The 17,448-nt window shown below is 63.8% G+C and carries 16 protein-coding genes; 10 read left to right on the forward strand and 6 right to left on the reverse strand.

The features are described from left to right. Positions 1-165: 165 nt before the first annotated feature. The 6 genes from AC0L2L_RS19310 to AC0L2L_RS19335 all read left to right on the forward strand — a co-directional run bounded on the left by AC0L2L_RS19310 (position 166) and on the right by AC0L2L_RS19335 (position 6,307). On the forward strand, positions 166-2,460 hold the full coding sequence (locus AC0L2L_RS19310) for a bifunctional salicylyl-CoA 5-hydroxylase/oxidoreductase (protein WP_473580254.1): 2,295 nt from the start codon (positions 166-168) through the stop codon (positions 2,458-2,460). Continuing rightward, on the forward strand, positions 2,457-3,230 hold the full coding sequence (locus AC0L2L_RS19315; RefSeq protein WP_473580255.1) for an SDR family NAD(P)-dependent oxidoreductase: 774 nt from the start codon (positions 2,457-2,459) through the stop codon (positions 3,228-3,230). Before AC0L2L_RS19310 ends, AC0L2L_RS19315 begins: the two co-directional genes overlap by 4 nt. Beyond that, entirely contained in the window at positions 3,224-3,688 is a 465-nt protein-coding gene (locus tag AC0L2L_RS19320) for a MarR family winged helix-turn-helix transcriptional regulator (protein WP_473580256.1), read from the forward strand. Before AC0L2L_RS19315 ends, AC0L2L_RS19320 begins: the two co-directional genes overlap by 7 nt. Next, positions 3,685-4,497 carry an enoyl-CoA hydratase family protein gene (locus AC0L2L_RS19325; RefSeq protein ID WP_473580258.1) on the forward strand — a complete coding sequence of 271 codons (813 nt, stop codon included), beginning with the start codon at positions 3,685-3,687 and terminating at the stop codon, positions 4,495-4,497. Before AC0L2L_RS19320 ends, AC0L2L_RS19325 begins: the two co-directional genes overlap by 4 nt. A 234-nt stretch (positions 4,498-4,731) precedes the next feature. Further along, a complete protein-coding gene (locus AC0L2L_RS19330) occupies positions 4,732-5,880 on the forward strand; it encodes an acyl-CoA dehydrogenase family protein (protein ID WP_473580260.1) in 1,149 nt (382 codons plus the stop codon). 31 nt (positions 5,881-5,911) lie between these two features. Beyond that, positions 5,912-6,307, forward strand: a complete 396-nt coding sequence (locus AC0L2L_RS19335) for a RidA family protein (RefSeq protein WP_473580262.1) — start codon at positions 5,912-5,914, stop codon at positions 6,305-6,307. Here the strand turns inward: AC0L2L_RS19335 and AC0L2L_RS19340 are convergent, their stop codons facing one another. Continuing rightward, positions 6,308-7,399 carry an LLM class flavin-dependent oxidoreductase gene (locus AC0L2L_RS19340; protein ID WP_473580264.1) on the reverse strand — a complete coding sequence of 364 codons (1,092 nt, stop codon included), beginning with the start codon at positions 7,397-7,399 and terminating at the stop codon, positions 6,308-6,310. Positions 7,400-7,520: 121 nt separating this feature from the next. Between AC0L2L_RS19340 and AC0L2L_RS19345 the strand changes: the two genes are divergently transcribed. The 4 genes from AC0L2L_RS19345 (at position 7,521) to AC0L2L_RS19360 (ending at position 11,653) form a co-directional block, all read left to right on the forward strand. Further along, complete coding sequence (locus AC0L2L_RS19345) at positions 7,521-8,282, forward strand: HpcH/HpaI aldolase family protein (RefSeq protein WP_473580265.1); 762 nt, start codon at positions 7,521-7,523, stop codon at positions 8,280-8,282. 402 nt (positions 8,283-8,684) lie between these two features. Beyond that, the gene (locus AC0L2L_RS19350) at positions 8,685-9,482 is read left to right on the forward strand and encodes an ABC transporter substrate-binding protein (RefSeq protein ID WP_473580267.1); all 798 of its coding nucleotides are present in this window, start codon (positions 8,685-8,687) and stop codon (positions 9,480-9,482) included. 160 nt (positions 9,483-9,642) lie between these two features. Next, on the forward strand, positions 9,643-10,317 hold the full coding sequence (locus tag AC0L2L_RS19355) for an amino acid ABC transporter permease (RefSeq protein WP_473580268.1): 675 nt from the start codon (positions 9,643-9,645) through the stop codon (positions 10,315-10,317). Between the two features lie 46 nt (positions 10,318-10,363). After that, positions 10,364-11,653, forward strand: a complete 1,290-nt coding sequence (locus AC0L2L_RS19360; protein WP_473580270.1) for a cysteine desulfurase-like protein — start codon at positions 10,364-10,366, stop codon at positions 11,651-11,653. Between the two features lie 267 nt (positions 11,654-11,920). On the opposite strand, the gene AC0L2L_RS19365 is transcribed toward AC0L2L_RS19360, so the two are convergent. From AC0L2L_RS19365 to AC0L2L_RS19385, 5 genes are read right to left on the reverse strand one after another with little or no spacing between them, the layout of a single operon-like run. Then, positions 11,921-12,748, reverse strand: a complete 828-nt coding sequence (locus AC0L2L_RS19365) for a dipeptide ABC transporter ATP-binding protein (protein WP_473580272.1) — start codon at positions 12,746-12,748, stop codon at positions 11,921-11,923. Positions 12,749-12,761: 13 nt separating this feature from the next. Continuing rightward, positions 12,762-13,613, reverse strand: a complete 852-nt coding sequence (locus AC0L2L_RS19370) for an ABC transporter ATP-binding protein (protein WP_084508013.1) — start codon at positions 13,611-13,613, stop codon at positions 12,762-12,764. Further along, the gene (locus tag AC0L2L_RS19375; RefSeq protein WP_473580353.1) at positions 13,613-14,497 is read right to left on the reverse strand and encodes an ABC transporter permease subunit; all 885 of its coding nucleotides are present in this window, start codon (positions 14,495-14,497) and stop codon (positions 13,613-13,615) included. The genes AC0L2L_RS19370 and AC0L2L_RS19375 overlap by 1 nt, the downstream gene beginning before the upstream one ends. A 27-nt stretch (positions 14,498-14,524) precedes the next feature. After that, positions 14,525-15,532: an ABC transporter permease subunit gene (locus AC0L2L_RS19380; RefSeq protein WP_473580273.1), complete on the reverse strand. Its 1,008-nt coding sequence runs from the start codon at positions 15,530-15,532 to the stop codon at positions 14,525-14,527. A gap of 51 nt (positions 15,533-15,583) precedes the next feature. Then, positions 15,584-17,182, reverse strand: a complete 1,599-nt coding sequence (locus AC0L2L_RS19385) for an ABC transporter substrate-binding protein (RefSeq protein ID WP_027165989.1) — start codon at positions 17,180-17,182, stop codon at positions 15,584-15,586. Positions 17,183-17,448 lie beyond the last annotated feature (266 nt).

A 17,448-nucleotide genomic window follows, 5' to 3' on the forward strand; every position in this document is an offset into this window, starting at 1 on the left:
TTATGAAACTTTAAGCTTGAAATAATTTGCTTCGAGCATGATACTGTGACCCGGAGCCGCTGTTGAAGACAGCGGTTCCGGATGCCCTTGGAGCGTTACACGCAATTCAGGACGGAAAACCGCTACGCACTTTTCCTGGAATTGCTCTAGAGGAGATCGCAAGACATGAAGGTTGCGGTTCTCGGCGGCGGACCGGCCGGACTCTACTTTGCTATCTCGCTCAAGCTGCGCGACGCCGCGCATGAGGTGACGGTCTATGAGCGCAACCGCGCGGACGACACGTTCGGCTGGGGCGTGGTGCTGTCGGCCGAAACGCTGGAGAACCTGACCAGGAACGACCCGGTCAGCGCAGTCTGGATCAAGAAGCATTTTGCCTATTGGGATGATATCGCCGTCATCCATGACGGCGTGCGAACCGTCTCCTCCGGCCATGGCTTCTGCGGCATCGGCCGCAAGCGGCTGTTGGTCCTGCTGCAGCGCCGCGCCCGCGAGCTCGGCATCAAGATGATGTTCGAGACCGATATTTCGGACCCCAGGCCGTTCATGGAAACACACGACCTGGTGGTCGCGGCCGACGGGCTGAACTCGAAGTCCCGCGCCACCTTCGCCGATGTCTTCAAGCCGGACATCGACACCCGCAAATGCAAGTTCGTGTGGCTCGGCACGACGCAGAAATTCGACGACGCCTTCACCTTCATCTTCGAAAAGACGGAGCATGGCTGGGTATGGGCGCATGCCTACCAGTTCGACAGCGAGACCGCGACCTTCATCGTCGAATGCAGCGAAGAGACCTGGGCCGCTTTCGGCTTCGGCCAAATGACGCAGCAGGAATCGATCGCGGTCTGCGAGCGCATCTTCGAAAACCATCTCGGCGGCCATCCGCTGATGACCAACGCCAACCACATAAGAGGTTCGGCCTGGATCAACTTCCCACGCGTGCTGTGCGAACGCTGGTCGTACAAGAACCTGGCGCTGATGGGCGACGCCGCGGCGTCGGCGCATTTCTCGATCGGTTCCGGCACCAAGCTGGCGCTGGAAAGCGCTGTGGCACTGGCCGACTATGTCGAGTCCGAGCCCGACCTCGAGGCGGCCTTCCGCAAATACGAGGATGCGCGGCGCACCGAAGTGCTGAAACTGCAGTCGGCGGCGCGCAATTCGCTCGAATGGTTCGAGGAAGTCGAACGATATCTCGGCCTCGATCCAGTTCAGTTCAACTATTCGCTGCTTACCCGCTCGCAGCGCATCAGCCATGAGAACCTTCGCCTGCGTGATGCCGAATGGCTGGCGGGCGCCGAGGAGTGGTTCCAGCGCAAGGCCGGTGCCGGCGGCAACAGCTTACGCCGCGCGCCGATGTTCGCGCCGTTCAAGCTGCGCGACATGACGCTCAACAACCGCATCGTCGTTTCGCCGATGGCGCAATACAAGGCGGTCGACGGCTGCCCGACCGACTGGCATTTTTCGCATTATGCCGAGCGCGCCAAGGGCGGCGCGGGGCTGCTCTATATCGAGATGACCTGTGTCAGCCCGGAGGGACGCATCACGCCCGGATGCCCCGGCTTCTACAAGCCGGAGCATGAGATCGCCTGGACGCGGCTGGTCGATTTCGTACATGCCGAGACCGAAGCAAAGATTTGCGCCCAGATCGGCCATTCGGGCGCCAAGGGCTCGACACGGGTCGGTTGGGAAGGAACGGACGTGCCGCTGCCTTCCGGCAACTGGCCGGTGATGGCGCCTTCGGCCGTGCCATGGTCGCCGAAGAACCAGGTGCCGAAGGCGATGGACCGCGCCGACATGGATCTGGTCCGCGACCAGTTCGTCGCCTCGGCCGAGATGGCCGCGCGCTGCGGTTTCGACATGCTGGAGATCCATGCCGCGCATGGCTACCTGCTGTCGGCCTTCATCACGCCGCTGACCAACCGCCGCACCGACGCGTATGGCGGTTCGCTGGAAAACCGCATGCGGTATCCGCTGGAAATCTTCCATGCGGTGCGCGCGGTATGGCCGGCCGAGAAACCGATCTCGATGCGCATCTCGGCCAATGACTGGGTCGGCATCGAAGGCGTCACGCCTTCGGACGCTGTCGAGATCGCAAGACTGCTGCATGAGGCCGGCGTCGATCTCTGCGATGTCTCGGCTGGCCAGACCTCGATCGCCGCCAGGCCGGTCTATGGCCGCATGTTCCAGACGCCGTTCTCGGATCGCATCCGCAACGAGGTCGGCATGGCGACGATGGCGGTCGGCAACATCTACGAGCCCGACCACGCCAACTCGATCCTGATGGCCGGCCGCGCCGATCTGGTGGCGCTGGCGCGGCCGCATCTTGCCGATCCCTACTGGACGCTGCATGCGGCGGTGACGCTCGGCGACCGCGGAGTCAAATGGCCGGATCCTTATCTGCCCGGGCGCGACCAGGTCTACCGGCTGGCGGAGCGCGAAGCGGCCGCGGGGCTCAAGGTATGAGCACGGCGCGGGAAATCACAGGCAAGCACGCCCTCGTCACCGGCGGCGGCTCCGGTGTCGGCCGGGCTATCGCGCTGGCACTGGCCGGCGCCGGCGTCAACGTCACCATTTGCGGCCGGCGCGAGCCAGCCCTTGCCGAGGTCGCCAGCGAGAACGGCCGCATCTTCGGCATCGCCGCCGATGTCACGGACGAAGCCGAAATGACGGTCCTGTACGAGAAGGCGCAAGCCGCGCGTGGGCCGTTGGACATCGTCGTCGCCAATGCCGGCATGGCGGGCAGCGCGCCGGCGCACCGGACTTCACTGGCCGACTGGCAGCGCACGCTCGACGTCAACCTCACTGGCGCCTTCCTGACGGTAAAGCCGGCGTTGCCCGGTATGCTGGCACGTAAAGAAGGACGCATCGTCTTCGTCGCCTCGACCGCAGGCTTGAAAGGCTATGCCTATGTCGCTCCTTATGTGGCAGCCAAACATGGCGTCGTCGGTCTGATGCGCGCTTTGGCCGCCGAGACCGCCAAATCCGGTATCACCGTCAACGCCGTCTGCCCGGGCTTCGTCGACACCGACATGCTGGAGGTGTCCATCCAGCGCATCGTCGAGAAGACCGGCCGTTCAGTCGAGGAAGCGCGGCAGACCCTGTCGGCGACAAATCCGCAAGGGCGTTTCATCCAGCCCGGAGAAGTTGCCTCGGCGGTGCTGTGGCTGTGCAGCGACGCCGCGCGGTCGATCACCGGGCAGGCGATCTCGGTCTCGGGAGGCGAAACATGGTAGCGGGACCGACCTCCGCCGGGCCGGGCAAGGACAGGCTGCGGCTGTGGATACGCCTGCTGCGCGCCTCGCGCACCATCGAGGCCGAACTGCGCGAGCGGCTGAAGAAGGAGTTCGACACCACGCTGCCGCGCTTCGATGTCATGGCGGCGCTCTACCGCTCGCCGGAGGGCATGCTGATGAGCGACCTGTCGCGCTTCCTGCTGGTGTCGAACGGCAATGTTACCGGCATCGTCGATCGGCTGGTTTCCGAAGGCCTGGTGACGCGGGCGCGCCGCAATGGCGACCGTCGCACCTCGATGGTGCGGCTGACCGAGGAAGGCTCGAAGTCTTTCGCCGCGATCGCCGCCGCGCATGAGACCTGGGTCGGCGAGCTGCTCGGCAATGTCAGCGAGGACGAGGCGCGCAGGCTGACCGGCATGCTGAAATCGTTCCGCAGCAATTGGGAGGGACGCGAATGAGCGCCATGGCCAGGCTCAAGCCGAAGAACTTCCTCTGGCAGGTCGACGGCCGGATCGCGAAAATCCGGCTCGACCGGCCGGAGCGCAAGAACCCGCTGACTTTCGACAGCTATGCGGAACTGCGCGATACGTTCCGCGACCTCGTCTACGCCGACGATGTCGATGCCGTGGTGTTCCTACCCAATGGCGGCAATTTCTGCTCGGGCGGCGATGTCCACGACATCATCGGGCCGCTGGTCAAGATGGACATGAAGGCGCTGCTTGCCTTCACGCGCATGACCGGCGACTTCGTCAAGGCGATGCTCAATTGCGGCAAGCCGATCATCTCCGCCGTCGACGGCGTGGCAGTCGGCGCTGGCGCGATCATCGCCATGGCCTCCGACATCCGCATCGCCACGCCTGAGGCCAAGACCGCCTTCCTGTTCACGCGCGTCGGGCTTGCCGGCTGCGACATGGGCGCCTGCGCGATCCTGCCGCGCATCATCGGCCAGGGGCGCGCGGCCGAACTGCTCTACACCGGCCGCACCATGACGGCTGATGAAGGCGAGCGCTGGGGGTTCTACAACCGTCTGGTCGAGCCGGCAGCGCTTGAGGCAGACGCGCTCGAGATGGCGGCCCGAATCGTTTCAGGGCCAACCTTCGCGCACGGCATCACCAAGACGCAGCTCAACCAGGAATGGTCGATGGGCCTCGACCAGGCGATCGAGGCGGAAGCGCAAGCGCAGGCGATCTGCATGCAGACCGGCGATTTCGAGCGGGCGTACAAGGCGTTCGCGGCCAAGGAAAAGCCGGTGTTCGAGGGGAATTGAGGATGGACGGATTGTTAGAGACGTTGGCGGGACAGCACCCCTCTCTGTCCTGCCGGACATCTCCCCCTCAAGGGGGGAGATTGGATGTCGCGTCCGCTTTCGCAAATCTCCTACGTCGCAGGAATCGTGCCGGCGGCGGAGCTGCCAATCTCCCCCCTAGAAGAAGGGGAGAAGTCCGGCAGGACAGAGGGGGGCGCCGTAAAGCGCGGCGCTCCAAGCACGGCGGAGGCACCTATGCCTGACCGCTCCTTCCTTTCCTGGCCCTTCTTCCAGGACCGCCACCGCGAACTCGCCGAACGCCTCGAAACCTGGTGCGCGAAAAACCTTCCCGTCGATCATCACGACGTCGACGCCGCCTGCCGCGCGCTGGTGGCGAAGCTCGGCCGTGACAGCTGGCTGAAGCCGACGGCGCTCGACCCGGCCAACCCCGGGCCGCTCGATGTCCGCACGCTGTGCATCACTCGCGAGACGCTGGCCCGCCATGACGGGCTCGCCGACTTCGCCTTCGCCATGCAGGGACTAGGCACAGGGGCGCTCTCGCTGTTCGGCACGCCGGACCAGCAGCGATGGCTGGAGGAGACGCGGGCCGGGCGGGCGATCTCGGCTTTTGCGCTGTCGGAGCCGCGCTCCGGGTCCGATGTCGCCAATATGGAGATGACGGCCGTTCGCGATGGTGACCACTATGTCCTGTCGGGCGAAAAGACCTGGATCTCCAATGGCGGTATCGCCGATCTCTACGTCGTCTTTGCCCGCACAGGCGAGGCGCCGGGTGCGAAAGCAATTTCCGCCTTCATCGTGCCTGGCGACGCCAAGGGCCTTGGCATCGCCGAGCGGCTGGAGGTGATCGCCCCCCACCCGCTGGCTAGACTCTCCTTCGATAATGTCCGCGTCCCGGCCTCCGCCCTGATCGGCAAGCCCGGTGACGGTTTCCGCATCGCCATGTCGGTGCTTGACGTCTTCCGCTCCACCGTCGGCGCGGCCGCGCTGGGCTTCGCGCGCCGCGCGCTAGACGAGAGCGTCAGCAGAGTGGCCGAGCGGAAACTGTTCGGCGCGCCGATGGCGGAGTTGCAGATGGTGCAGGGCCATATCGCCGACATGGCGCTCGATGTCGACGCCGCGGCCCTGCTGATCTATCGCGCCGCCTGGACCAAGGACATGGGCGCCGCAAGGGTGACGCGCGAGGCGGCGATGGCCAAGCTCTTCGCCACCGACAAGGCGCAGGAGGTGATCGACAAGGCGGTGCAGCTGCATGGCGGCGACGGCGTGCGCAGGGGCCACATCGTCGAGAGCCTGTATCGCGAGATCCGGGCGCTGCGCATCTATGAGGGCGCTTCCGACGTGCAGAAGGTGGTGATCGCCAGGCAGGTCATGGGAGCGGCGTGAGAACCGAGTTTGAATTAGGGGGAGGCTAGACATGCACACCATTCTGCAGCCGGAAGGCTGGACCAAACCGATCGGCTACGCCAATGGCGTGGCCGCGCGTGGCCGGCTTGTCTTCGTCGGCGGCCAGGTCGGCTGGAATGCCGAATGCCGGTTCGAGACCGACGACTTCGTCGGCCAGGTGCGCCAGACGCTCGCCAACGTCGTTGCCGTGCTTGCGGAAGCCGGCGGCGAGCCGCGGCACATCACCTCGATGACATGGTACTTCACCGACAAGGCAGAGTATGTCGGCAACCTCAAAGGCATCGGCGAGGCCTATCGCGAGGTGATCGGCCGGCATTTTCCGGCGATGGCGGCCATGCAGGTTGTGGCGCTGGTCGAAGATCGCGCCAAGGTCGAGATCCAGGCGACGGCTGTGATACCGGAATAGTTACCCGCGCAGTCCTGCCTGTCTCAGAATCGGCAGCACATGGTCGCAGAAATAGGGCAGTTCCTGCGTGTAGTTGACGAAGGACAGCGCGATCCCCTGGTAGCCATGCGCGGCAATGGCAGCCATGTCGGCGGCGATCGTCTGCGGGGTGCCGATCAACGGATAGGTGCCGGCGCCACCGGCGAAACGCTGCCGGTAGCTGTCATAGGCATGCGGGTCGTGCGACTGGGAGAATTCCTTCTTGCCGGCCATATGCGCGTCGACCGCTTCGTGATCGGCCATCGTGACGGCGTAACGCGCGTAATAGGCCTGCGCCTCTTCCATGGTCGGGCGGCAGACGACATGCGCAACCGTGTAGACGCCGACATCGCGGCCCGCCTTTGCGGCGCGCTCGCCGATGTCGGCGACATGCTTGCCGGCATCGTTCATCTCGGAGAAGGTCGTGAACAGATAGTCGCATCTGGCGGCGGCGAAATCCCGGCCCGGACCGCCGAAAGCGGCGTTCATGGTCACAGGGCGCGGAACCTGAAGACTGGCCGGCCGGCTCACCGCCTCCTTCAGCCGATAATAAGTGCCTTCATAGTCGAGTGGCTCGCTCGATGCATAAAGCCGCTCGAGGATTTCAATCCACTCGGCCGCCTGGTCATAACCCTTCTCGACCAGCGGCGTGCCGAACATGCCGAATTCCTTCGGGTTCCAGCCGCAGACGATGTTCAAGCCGGCGCGGCCCTGGCTGATGTGATCGACCGTCGCCAGCGCCTTGGCGGCGTAGAGCGGATGCACCAGCGGCACATGCACCGTCATGAAGAGGCCGATCCGATCCGTCACGGCCGCCAGCGCCGCGGCCCAGGTGAAGGTCTCGAACGAGAATTCGCGCACCTTGTTGCGGCCGCCGAAGCCGCGCCAGCGCGCGATCGGCAGCATGAATTCGAGACCCGCGCGGTCGGCGATCTGCGCAGCCGTCAGATTGTCCTGCCAGCTCGCGGTCCAGCGTTCCGGCACATCGGTGATGGCAAGGCCGCCATCGGCGTTGGTCGAGAAGACGCCGAGCTTCAGTCTGTTCGGGCCGTGCAGGGGATGCGTCTTGATCATCTTGGAAACTCGCGGCGGGACGCCACACGCTAGGCCGGCGTGAAAATATTTCAAGCCTGAAATAGCTTCGCCGCGCAGCCGTTTGCAGATATGCATTGAGCAACACGAAAGGGGTATCGGCATGAGCGAGTTCCGCCGGAAATGCATCGGCAAGACGAACCTCATTGGCTCGTTTGCCGCCATTCCCCATCCGGTCGCCGTCGAGGTCATGGCGTCGTCCGGCCTCGACTTCCTGTGCATCGACTGGGAGCACGCGCAGATCTCGCGCGAGACGATCGAAGCCATGGTGCGCGCCGCCGACGTGCATCGCGTGCCGGCGATGGTGCGCGTTCCCGGCCATGCGCCGGAAGCGATCCAGGCGGCGCTGGACAGCGGTGCGCAAGGCGTGCTGATCCCGCGCGTCTCGACAGCGGCGCAGGCGGCGATGGCCGTCAAGGCCTCGCGCTATCCGCCGCTCGGCGAGCGCGGTGTCGGCCCAGGACGAGCCGCGGGCTACGGCTATCGCATTCCCGAATACCTTGCCGCCGCCAATGACCGGATCGTCGTCGCGGTCCAGGTCGAGACATCCGAAGGCCTCGCCAACATCGAGGAGATCGCGGCCGTCGATGGCATCGACGTTGTCTTCGTAGGTCCTGGCGATCTTTCGGTGTCGATTGATGCGGTCGGGCCAGCAGGCGCGGACAGGCTCTCCGAGGCGATCGGGACAATCATCGGCGCGACGGTCGCGCAGGGCAGGACCGCCGGCATATTTTGCGCCAGCCCGCAGAATGCCGGCCGATGGGCGGCCGTGGGCGCGAGTTTCTTCGTGCTGGCCAGCGACACGATGTTTCTTGGCGCCGGCGCCGCGGCCAACTGTGCCGCCGCGCGCGCCGAGCTGGGCTAGAACAGTCGAGCTAGAAAGGCGTTTCGGCGGAGCAACAGGTACGCCGAACTTTTTAAGCTTAAAACTTTTGCCTTGAAAAGCGCAGCGCTTTGGATAGCATCCTGGATGGCGACTGCCGCGCCGGAAGGGGCTTGCCGGGCAGTCCATCGCTGGTGGGAGGGGTTTCAGTCCTTGTCGTTTGTGTTGCCCCAGTCGTCGTCCAGCGCGCGCGATGGCGTGCGCGCCCAGGTCCGCGATCCGGTACGCGCTCGAGAACTCGACCGCAACCACCTAGCGCCCGCGCTCGAACGTATGGTCGCTGCCATGAATTGACGTCCCGCTGGGAGGTGGGGCGGCAAGAAACCGTGCGGGGTCAGCCCCGCCCGATCAACAACCAGAGGGAAGACCCAGAGGGAAAACCAAATGAGCTTTACTCGTCGCAACCTGCTTCTCATGGCCGCCGCCATCGGCATCGCCGCCGGCCCCGCCACGGCTTACGCCGCGGACGTGCTCAATGTCGGCGCCTACCCGACCAATCCGCCGTTCGAATACAAGAACGAGAGCGGCACCTTCGAGGGTTTCGAGGTCGATATCGTCAACGAGGCCGCCAAGCGCATCGGCATGACCACCGACATCGCCGACCTCGGTTTCCAGGCGCTGTTCGCCGCCACCACCTCCAAGCGCATCGACGTCGCCATCTCCTCGATCACCATCACGCAGGAGCGGCTGAAGTCGCAGTCCTTCTCACAGCCTTACTATGATTCCGACATGGGCATCGCCACCAAGGCCGATAGCGCGATCAACGCCGAGGCCGATCTCAAGGGCAAGGTCGTAGGCGTGCTTTCCGGCTCGACCGGTGAAACCTGGGTCAAGGACCATCAGCAGGCCGACGGCTTCAGCGACGTGAAGGGCTACGACACGCAGCAGAACCTTTTGCTCGACCTCAGCGCCGGCCGCGTCGATGCCGCCGTCAGCGACATTCCCGGCATGCAGTACTCCTTCAAGAAGATGAAGGACCTGGTCGTCAAGGAACGCATCAAGACCGGCGAGCAATACGGCTTGATGATGACCAAGGACCACCCGCTGCTCGGCAAGCTCAACGACGCGCTGAGCGCGATGAAGAAGGATGGGACACTGGCCGCGATCCACAAGAAGTGGTTCGACAGCGATGCTCCGGCGGACTCTTCCACGGTCAAGGAAATGCCGCTGCCCAAGGCCTGAGCGGCAACGGACAGAACAGGGACGTGCCGGCTCGAAAGGCCGGCACGTCTCGTTTTCACGAAATACCCCCCGGGACCTCCATCCGTTCGGCTAAGCCGATCTCGCTATTCCGGGTTTGGCTCCAGCGTTGTGAGACGCAAAACGGTTCGAGAACGCTGCCATGTCGCTGATCGACACCTTCTTCAATCCTGATGTCATCGCGTCCAGCCTGCCGGCCCTGCTGCGCGGCTTCCTCAACACGCTGCTGCTCGGCGTCATGAGCATCGTCATCGGCATCGCGGCGGGGCTGGCGATCAGCCTGGTGCGGCTCTATGCGCCGAAGCCGCTGCGCTGGCTCGCCATCGGCTACACCGACATCTTTCGCGCCCTGCCGGTGCTGGTGGTGCTGATCCTGATCTACTACGCGCTGCCCTTCCTCGGCATCCGCCTGTCGTCCTGGGCATCCGCCGTGACCGCATTCGCCATCATCATGTCGGCCTATTCGGCCGAGGTGTTCCGCTCCGGCATCGAAAGCATTCCGCGCGGCCAGTTCGAGGCGGCGCAGGCGCTCGGCCTGCCGTTCCTGCTCACCCTGCGCAAGGTGGTGCTGCCGCAAGCGATCCGTGTCGTCATCCCGCCGATGACCAGCAACTGCGTCTCGATGTTCAAGGACACCTCGCTTGCCTCGACCGTGGCGTTGCCGGAACTGCTCAAGGAAGCGACCAACGCGCAGTCTCTCTACGCCAACCCCTCGCCGCTGATCGGCGCGGCGCTGGTCTATCTCATCTTCCTCTGGCCGATGGTCCGTCTGGTCAGCCTGCTCGAGCGCCGCTTCCAGACCGAGAAGAAGCGCTGACCTCACCAACCGATCCCCGTCCTAGTCCCGCAGGAGCGTGCCCCCCGTGAACAAGCATCAGACCGACACCACGAACGCCGCCGCATTCCCCGTCGAAAAAATCCGGGGCATGTTCCCGGCACTCCAGCGAGCCGGCGATTTCATCTTCTTGGACAATGCCGCCGGCGCGCAGATCCCGCAAAGCGTGCTCGACGCGGTGACCAACCATCTGGTTTCGCACAATGTGCAGCGCGGCGGCCGCTATGGCCGCAGCGTCACAGTCGACCAGTCGGTCGCCGAGGCGCGGACAAGTGTCGCGCTTTTGATCAACGCCTACAGCCCGTCCGAAATCTGCTTCGGCATGAACGCAACCTCGTTCATCCGCCTGGTCAGCCTCGGCATCGGCCAGATGCTTGCCAAAGACACAGATGGGGGACGCGACGAAATCGTCATCACCGACATGGACCATGACGCCAACATCGCCACATGGCTGGCGCTGGAGCCGGCAGGCGCCAAGTTCAAATGGTGGCGCATGCGCGAGGACGGCAACCTTCATGTCGACGACCTCAAGCCGTTGGTGTCGGAGCGCACCCGGCTCGTCGCCTGCACGGTGACGGCACATTCGATCGGCTCGATCGTCGATGTTGCTTCGGTGGGCAGGATCGCCCATGCGGCCGGCGCCGAAGTGTTCCTCGACTGTGTGCATTACGGGCCGCACGGGCTGATCGACGTGCAGGCCTGGGACTGCGATTACCTCGTCTGCTCCGGCTACAAGAATTTCTCGCCGCATATGGGGTTCCTCTGGGGCCGCTTCGAAACGCTGAAGCGGCTGCCGACCTTCCGCGAGGATTTCATTCCCGACGAGCCGCCCTACAAGGTCGAGGCCGGCACCTTCATCTACGAGAACGTCTCCGGCATGGACGCGGCCGTGCGCTACCTGGAATCGATCGGCCGCAACTTCTTAGCCGAGAACAACCGCTCGCGCCGCGACAACATCGTCGCCGGCATGAACGCCATCCGCGACTACGAACTGATGCTGGCGCGCGAGATGATGAAGGTGCTGAAGGATTGCGGTGCGACGATTTACGGTGTCGCCGACGAAGCGCGGATCCACGAGCGGGTGCCGACCTTCTGCTTCAACATCGGCAAGCTGTCGCCGCAGCGGATCGTCGAGGAAATGGCCGCCATGCAGATCGGCATCCGCGACGGCCATATGTATGCGCCGCGGCTGATGAAGCGGCTCAACCTCTCGATGGACAGCGGCGCGGTCCGCGCCTCGCTGGTGCACTACAACACAATTGATGAGGTGCGGCGGTTTGGGGAAGCGTTGCGGGCGATCATCGCGAAGTTGTCGTAAGTCGGGCGCTTACCCCCACCCGGACCTTCGGTCCGACCTCCCCGCAAGGGGGAGGTAAGAGGCGCCGCGCTCTTGGCTTCGTCATCCACGGGCGGAGCAAGGAGCGAAGCGACGCGGCGCAGACCCGAAGATCCATTCCGTGACTCGTGAGCGCCGCTCACGGTGCAAAATTCTGCACCGCTGCGCTTATGGTCCAGGTAACGGCATGGATTCTAGGGTCTGCGCGCTGCTTCGCAGCGCTCCGCCCTAGAATGACGATCTGCGGGCTTAAGCCGCCTTCTTCTTCGCCAGCCTCGCCTTGATGCTTGCCACGTCGGCGCGCGGCGTCGCGGCAAACAGGGTCTTGGTGTAGGCGTGCTTGGGGTCTGAAAAGACCTCGTCGCGCGGACCGTATTCGACGGCTTCGCCGAAATACATGACCATGACGTCGTCGGCGATATAGCGCACGACGGACAAATCGTGGCTGATGAAGACGTAGGTCAATTGGAACTCGTCCTGCAGGTCGGCGAGCAGATTGAGCACCTGCGCCTGTACCGAGAGGTCAAGCGCCGAGACCGGCTCGTCCAGCACCAAGAGGCTCGGGTTCAGCATCAGCGCACGGGCAATGGCGATGCGCTGGCGCTGGCCGCCCGAGAACATATGCGGGTAGCGGTTATAATGCTCCGGTCCCAGCCCGACCTTCTTCAGCATCTTCATCGCAAGGTCGCGGCGCTCTTCGGCCGGCTTGTCGGTGTTGATGAGCAGCGGCTCGCCGAGCACGTCGCCGATCTTCTGGCGCGGGTTGAGCGAGCCATAAGGGTTCTGGAAGACGATCTGCACCTTGCGGCGCATCTCCTTGGTCAGCCCGTCCCTGGCGATGTCGACCTTGTTGCCGTCGATGAAGAGCTCGCCGGAGGTGGCCGGATCGATCAGCGTAATGATGCGGGCGAGCGTGGACTTGCCGCAGCCGCTCTCGCCGACGATGGCGAGTGTCTTGCCCTTGTCGACGCTGAAGGAGACGCCCTTCACCGCATGCACGGTGCGCGCGCCGCGGAACAAGCCGCCGCCGACATGATAGTCGCGCACGATGTTCTTGCCTTCGACGACCTTGGTCATGCGCCGGCTCCGGTCATGCACTAGCTCCCTGGGGCGCCGGCTCGAACAGCATGTCGGAGACGGTCGGCAGCCGGTCGCCGACGGCGTTCTCCGGCAGCGCAGAAAGCAGCGCGCGCGTGTAGTTGCTCTTCGGCGATTCAAACAGCGACAGCACGTCGGCCTCTTCCATCTTGCGGCCCTTGTACTGGACGATGACGCGGTCGGCGGTCTCGGCCACCACGCCCATATTGTGGGTGATCATGATCAGACCCATGCCGTATTTGGCCTGCAGCGAGACCAGGAGATCGAGGATCTGCTTCTGGATGGTGACGTCGAGCGCGGTTGTCGGCTCATCGGCGATCAAAAGCTTCGGATTGCAGGCGATGGCAATCGCGATCATGACGCGCTGGCACTGGCCGCCGGACATCTGGTGCGGAAAGGAGCTCAGCCGCTCGGCTGGCTCGGGAATGCCGACCTGCTTCAACAGCTCGATGGCGCGCTCCCGGCGTTGCGCTTTATCCATGCCCATATGAAAGCGCAGCACTTCCTCGATCTGGAAGCCGACCGTGAAGCAGGGATTGAGGCTGGCCATCGGCTCCTGGAAGATCATCGACATGTCCTTGCCGACGATCTTGCGCCGCTCGGCCGGGCCCATCTTCAGGAGGTCGCGGCCATTGAAGCTCATCTTGTCGGCCGTCACCGTGGCCGTCCACGGCAGGAGGCCCATCACGGCCAGCATCGACACCGACTTGCCGGAGCCGGATTCACCGACGATGGCGAGGACCTCGCGCTCGTCGACATGGAGCGAAACGCCGTCGACGGCGCGGAACGGGCCGGACGCGGTCTGGAATTCGACGACGAGATTCTGGATGTCGAGCAGCGCCATCACGACCTCCTCAGCTTGGGATCGAGCGCATCGCGCAGGCCGTCGCCGACCAGGTTGATGGCGAGCACGGTGATGAGGATGGCGAGACCCGGGAAAGTGACCACCCACCAGGCGCGCAGGATGAATTCACGCGCCGAGGCAAGCATCGTGCCCCATTCCGGCGTCGGCGGCTGGGCGCCGAGGCCGAGGAAGCCGAGCGCGGCGGCTTCCAGGATGGCGTTGGAGAAGGACAGCGTGCCCTGGACGATCAAAGGCGCCAGGCAGTTGGGCAGGATGGTGGCGAGCATCAGCCTGACGTGGCCGGCGCCGGCGACCTTGGCCGCGACGACATATTCCCGGCTCTTCTCGGCCATCACCGCCGCACGCACCAGGCGGGCAAAATGCGGCTGCAGCACAAGCGAGATGGCCAGCATGGCATTGAACAGGCCCGGGCCGAGGATGGTGACCAGAACCAGGGCCAGGAGCAGCGACGGGAAGGCCAGGATCAGGTCCATGACGCGCATGATTGCGACGTCGACCCAGCCGCGGAAATAGCCGGCCAGCAGGCCGAGCGTGATGCCACCGGTGAGCGCAAGCGTGACCACGACGGCGCCGATCAGCAGCGAGAAGCGCGCGCCATAAAGCAGGCGCGAGAGGATGTCGCGGCCGACGGCGTCGGTGCCGAGCAGATATTCGGCGCTGCCGCCGGCCTGCCAGGCCGGAGGCCTGAGGAACGCGGTCTTGTCCTGCACGTCGGGCGCATAGGGCGCGAGCAGCGGCGCCAAGAGCGCAGCCAGCACCAAAAGGATGAAGACGAACAGGCCGATCACGGCGCCGCGGTTGACCGAGAAATAGTGCCAGAAGGTCTTGAAGCCGGTGAGACGATCCGGGCTGCCCGCCGCCATTGGGACAATTTCCGTCGACTGGCTCATTTATGCCGCCCTGATACGTGGGTTGATGACGGCATAGAGCACATCGACGATGAGGTTCACCGCCATGACGATGAGCGCGATCAAAAGCAGGCCTGACTGCACGACGACATAGTCGCGCTTGAAGATGGAATCGACCATCCACTTGCCGATGCCCGGCCAGGCGAAGATGGTCTCGGTGAGGATGGCGCCGGCAAGCAGCGTGCCCACCTGCAGGCCGATGGTGGTGACCACCGGGATCAGCGCGTTGCGGAGCGCATGCACGCCGATGACGCGGGCTGACGAAAGGCCCTTGGCGCGCGCGGTGCGGACATAATCCTCGCCCAGCACCTCGAGCATGGCCGAACGCGTCTGGCGCGCGATCACCGCCAGCGGAATGGTGCCGAGCACGATCGCCGGCAGCACGAGATGGCTGAGCGCGGAGCGGAACGCGTCCCACTTGCCGTAGAGCAGGCTGTCGATGGTCATGAAGCCGGTGATCTGCTTGAAGAAGAACTGCAGGCCGATGCGGCCCGAGACCGGCGTCCAGCCGAGATAGCCGGAAAAGAAGATGATGAGCAGCAGGCCCCACCAGAAGATCGGCATGGAATAGCCGACGAGAGCGGTGCCCATCAGCGATTGATCGAACCATGAGCCGCGCTTGACGGCGGCGAAGATGCCGGCGGGAACGCCGAGCACCATGGCGAAGATCATGGCGAAGAAGGACAGTTCCAGCGTCGCCGGGAAGAGTGTCTTGAACTCCTCGAGGACCGGGCGCTTGGAGGAAATGGAGACGCCGAAATCGCCGGTGGCGACCTCACCGACATAGCGCGCATACTGCTCCCAGATCGGCAGGTTGTAACCGAACTGCTGCTTGAGCTCTTCATAGCGGGCGGGGGCGACGCCATGCTCGCCCGCCATGGCGAGGATCGGGTCGCCGGGCAGCAGCCGGACGAACGCAAAGGCGCAGATGGTGATGCCGACCAGGGTCGGGATCAGGAGGGCGATTTTGTGGAGAAGATATCGGAGCATCGTCAAATGGAATGGGGCGGCGCCGGAGTTGGCGTCGCCCCGTTCGCAATATTACTCGGCCTTGTCAACGCCGTCGAAGCGATGAATGCCGAGCGGGTCCATCTTGAACCCGCTGACATTATTGCGAACGACCGCGTAAACCTGGCTGTGGGCCAGCAGGAAAGCCGGAGCTTCCTTGGCGAAGATCACCTGCGCCTGCTCGTAGAGCTTGGTGCGCTCGGCCTGGTCGCTGGTCTTCTTGGCCTTCTGGATCAGGTCCTCGAAATCCTTGTCGCACCAGCTGGAGTAGTTCGAGACGCCGATGGCGGAGCAGGCGAAGAGGGTGGCGAAGAAATTGTCCGGATCGCCATTGTCGCCGGTCCAGCCGATCTGGAAGGCGCCGGGGCGGTCCTTCTTCTTGCCTTCCTCGCGATACTTCGTCCACTCGTAGTTGACGATATTCGCCTTGACGCCGACCTTGGCCCAGTCGGCCTGGATCAGTTCAGCCGCGCGCTGGAAGTTCGGGTTGTAGGGACGAACGCGGTCGGCGGCCCAGAGCTGGATTTCCTTCAGCCCGGCATCGGCCAGAACCTTCTTGGCCGCTTCCGGATTGTAGGCGTCGGTCTTCACGTCCTTGTCCCACGACCACATGGTCGGCGGGATCAGGTTTTCGGCGGGCGTCGCGCCGGCATCCTGGAACAGCGACTTGATGAGCGATTCCCGGTCGATCGCCTGGTTGAGCGCATGACGCACTTCCGGCTTGTCGAGCGGCGGGATCGTGGTGTTGTAGCTCATGTAGCCGATGTTCAGGCCGGCCTGATCCATCAGGGTCACGTCCTTGTTGGCCTTGATGGTGGCGATGTCGGCCGGGTTCGGATAGGGCGCGACGTCGCATTCGCCGGCCAGCACCTTCTGGATGCGGGCGGTCGCGTCAGGCGTGATGGCAAAGACCAGGTCGTCGATCTTTTCCTTGCCCTTGAAGTAGTCGGGGTTGGCCGCATAGCGGATGACCGAATCCAGCTGGTAGTCGACGAACTGGAACGGACCGGTGCCGATCGGCTTGGTCGAGAAGTCGGCCATCTTGCCGTCCTTCTGGAGCTGGTCGGCATATTCCTTCGACACGATCGAGGCGAAATCCATGCCGAGATTGGCCAGCATCGGCGCGTTCGGCTCGGTCAGCGTCAGCTTGACGGTAAGGTCGTCGACCTTCTCCCACTTGGCGACGTATTTCGGCATGTCCATGCCGGTATAATAGTCCCAGGTGAGGTTCGGCAGATACTTGTCGCCGTTCCAAGGATTCTCCTTATTGAACTGGCGATCGAAGGAGAAGACGACGTCATCGGCGTTGAAGTCGCGCGTCGGCTTGAAATAATCGGTGGTCTGGAACTTCACGCCTGGATGCAGGTGGAAAGTATAGACCAGGCCATCGTCGGAAATTTCCCACTTGTCGGCGAGACCAGGCTCGATCTCGGTGCCGCCGTGCTTGAATTCGACCAGTCGTGAATAGACGGTGCGCGAAGACGCGTCGAAGTCGTTGCCGCCGGTCGTCGTACCCGGATCGAAATTGGCCGGCGACGCTTCCGAGCAATAGACGAGCGTCTTAGCACTGGCCATGCCGCTGAGGACGCTTGCAGCCAGCAACGCGGCTGCAAAAGTCATTGTCTTTTTCATTGAGCACTCCCTGATGTTCTCTCAAGCCCCTCTATCAGGCTCGCGAAGCGCGCATATAAGCACCGTTTCTGCGCCTTTGGAACACCTCGTTTGCGTACCCCATGGGAAGCAGGAAAAGAATCTATGTCTTGCTCAAATCGCAGAAAAAATGAGCAATATTTTCTGCTCACGATATTATTAACGAAGACATTTTTTTATTGATCGGCCGCTTCTCGAAATGGGCGCCCGATGCGTGACGGCGCGAGATCTCCCGCCGTTCAAGCACG

The organism is Mesorhizobium sp. WSM4832 (genome assembly GCF_055811115.1).

What these genes read in the sequence shown, in the direction of transcription:
- AC0L2L_RS19310 (WP_473580254.1), top strand. Translation starts at nt 166, where the DNA reads ATGAAGGTTGCGGTTCTCGGCGGCGGACCGGCCGGACTCTACTTTGCT.
- AC0L2L_RS19350 (WP_473580267.1), top strand. Translation starts at nt 8,685, where the DNA reads ATGAGCTTTACTCGTCGCAACCTGCTTCTCATGGCCGCCGCCATCGGC.
- AC0L2L_RS19370 (WP_084508013.1), bottom strand. Translation starts at nt 13,613, where the DNA reads ATGGCGCTGCTCGACATCCAGAATCTCGTCGTCGAATTCCAGACCGCG.
- AC0L2L_RS19320 (WP_473580256.1), top strand. Translation starts at nt 3,224, where the DNA reads ATGGTAGCGGGACCGACCTCCGCCGGGCCGGGCAAGGACAGGCTGCGG.
- AC0L2L_RS19385 (WP_027165989.1), bottom strand. Translation starts at nt 17,182, where the DNA reads ATGAAAAAGACAATGACTTTTGCAGCCGCGTTGCTGGCTGCAAGCGTC.
- AC0L2L_RS19375 (WP_473580353.1), bottom strand. Translation starts at nt 14,497, where the DNA reads ATGGCGGCGGGCAGCCCGGATCGTCTCACCGGCTTCAAGACCTTCTGG.
- AC0L2L_RS19380 (WP_473580273.1), bottom strand. Translation starts at nt 15,532, where the DNA reads ATGCTCCGATATCTTCTCCACAAAATCGCCCTCCTGATCCCGACCCTG.
- AC0L2L_RS19355 (WP_473580268.1), top strand. Translation starts at nt 9,643, where the DNA reads ATGTCGCTGATCGACACCTTCTTCAATCCTGATGTCATCGCGTCCAGC.
- AC0L2L_RS19365 (WP_473580272.1), bottom strand. Translation starts at nt 12,748, where the DNA reads ATGACCAAGGTCGTCGAAGGCAAGAACATCGTGCGCGACTATCATGTC.
- AC0L2L_RS19335 (WP_473580262.1), top strand. Translation starts at nt 5,912, where the DNA reads ATGCACACCATTCTGCAGCCGGAAGGCTGGACCAAACCGATCGGCTAC.
- AC0L2L_RS19315 (WP_473580255.1), top strand. Translation starts at nt 2,457, where the DNA reads ATGAGCACGGCGCGGGAAATCACAGGCAAGCACGCCCTCGTCACCGGC.
- AC0L2L_RS19325 (WP_473580258.1), top strand. Translation starts at nt 3,685, where the DNA reads ATGAGCGCCATGGCCAGGCTCAAGCCGAAGAACTTCCTCTGGCAGGTC.
- AC0L2L_RS19330 (WP_473580260.1), top strand. Translation starts at nt 4,732, where the DNA reads ATGCCTGACCGCTCCTTCCTTTCCTGGCCCTTCTTCCAGGACCGCCAC.
- AC0L2L_RS19340 (WP_473580264.1), bottom strand. Translation starts at nt 7,399, where the DNA reads ATGATCAAGACGCATCCCCTGCACGGCCCGAACAGACTGAAGCTCGGC.
- AC0L2L_RS19345 (WP_473580265.1), top strand. Translation starts at nt 7,521, where the DNA reads ATGAGCGAGTTCCGCCGGAAATGCATCGGCAAGACGAACCTCATTGGC.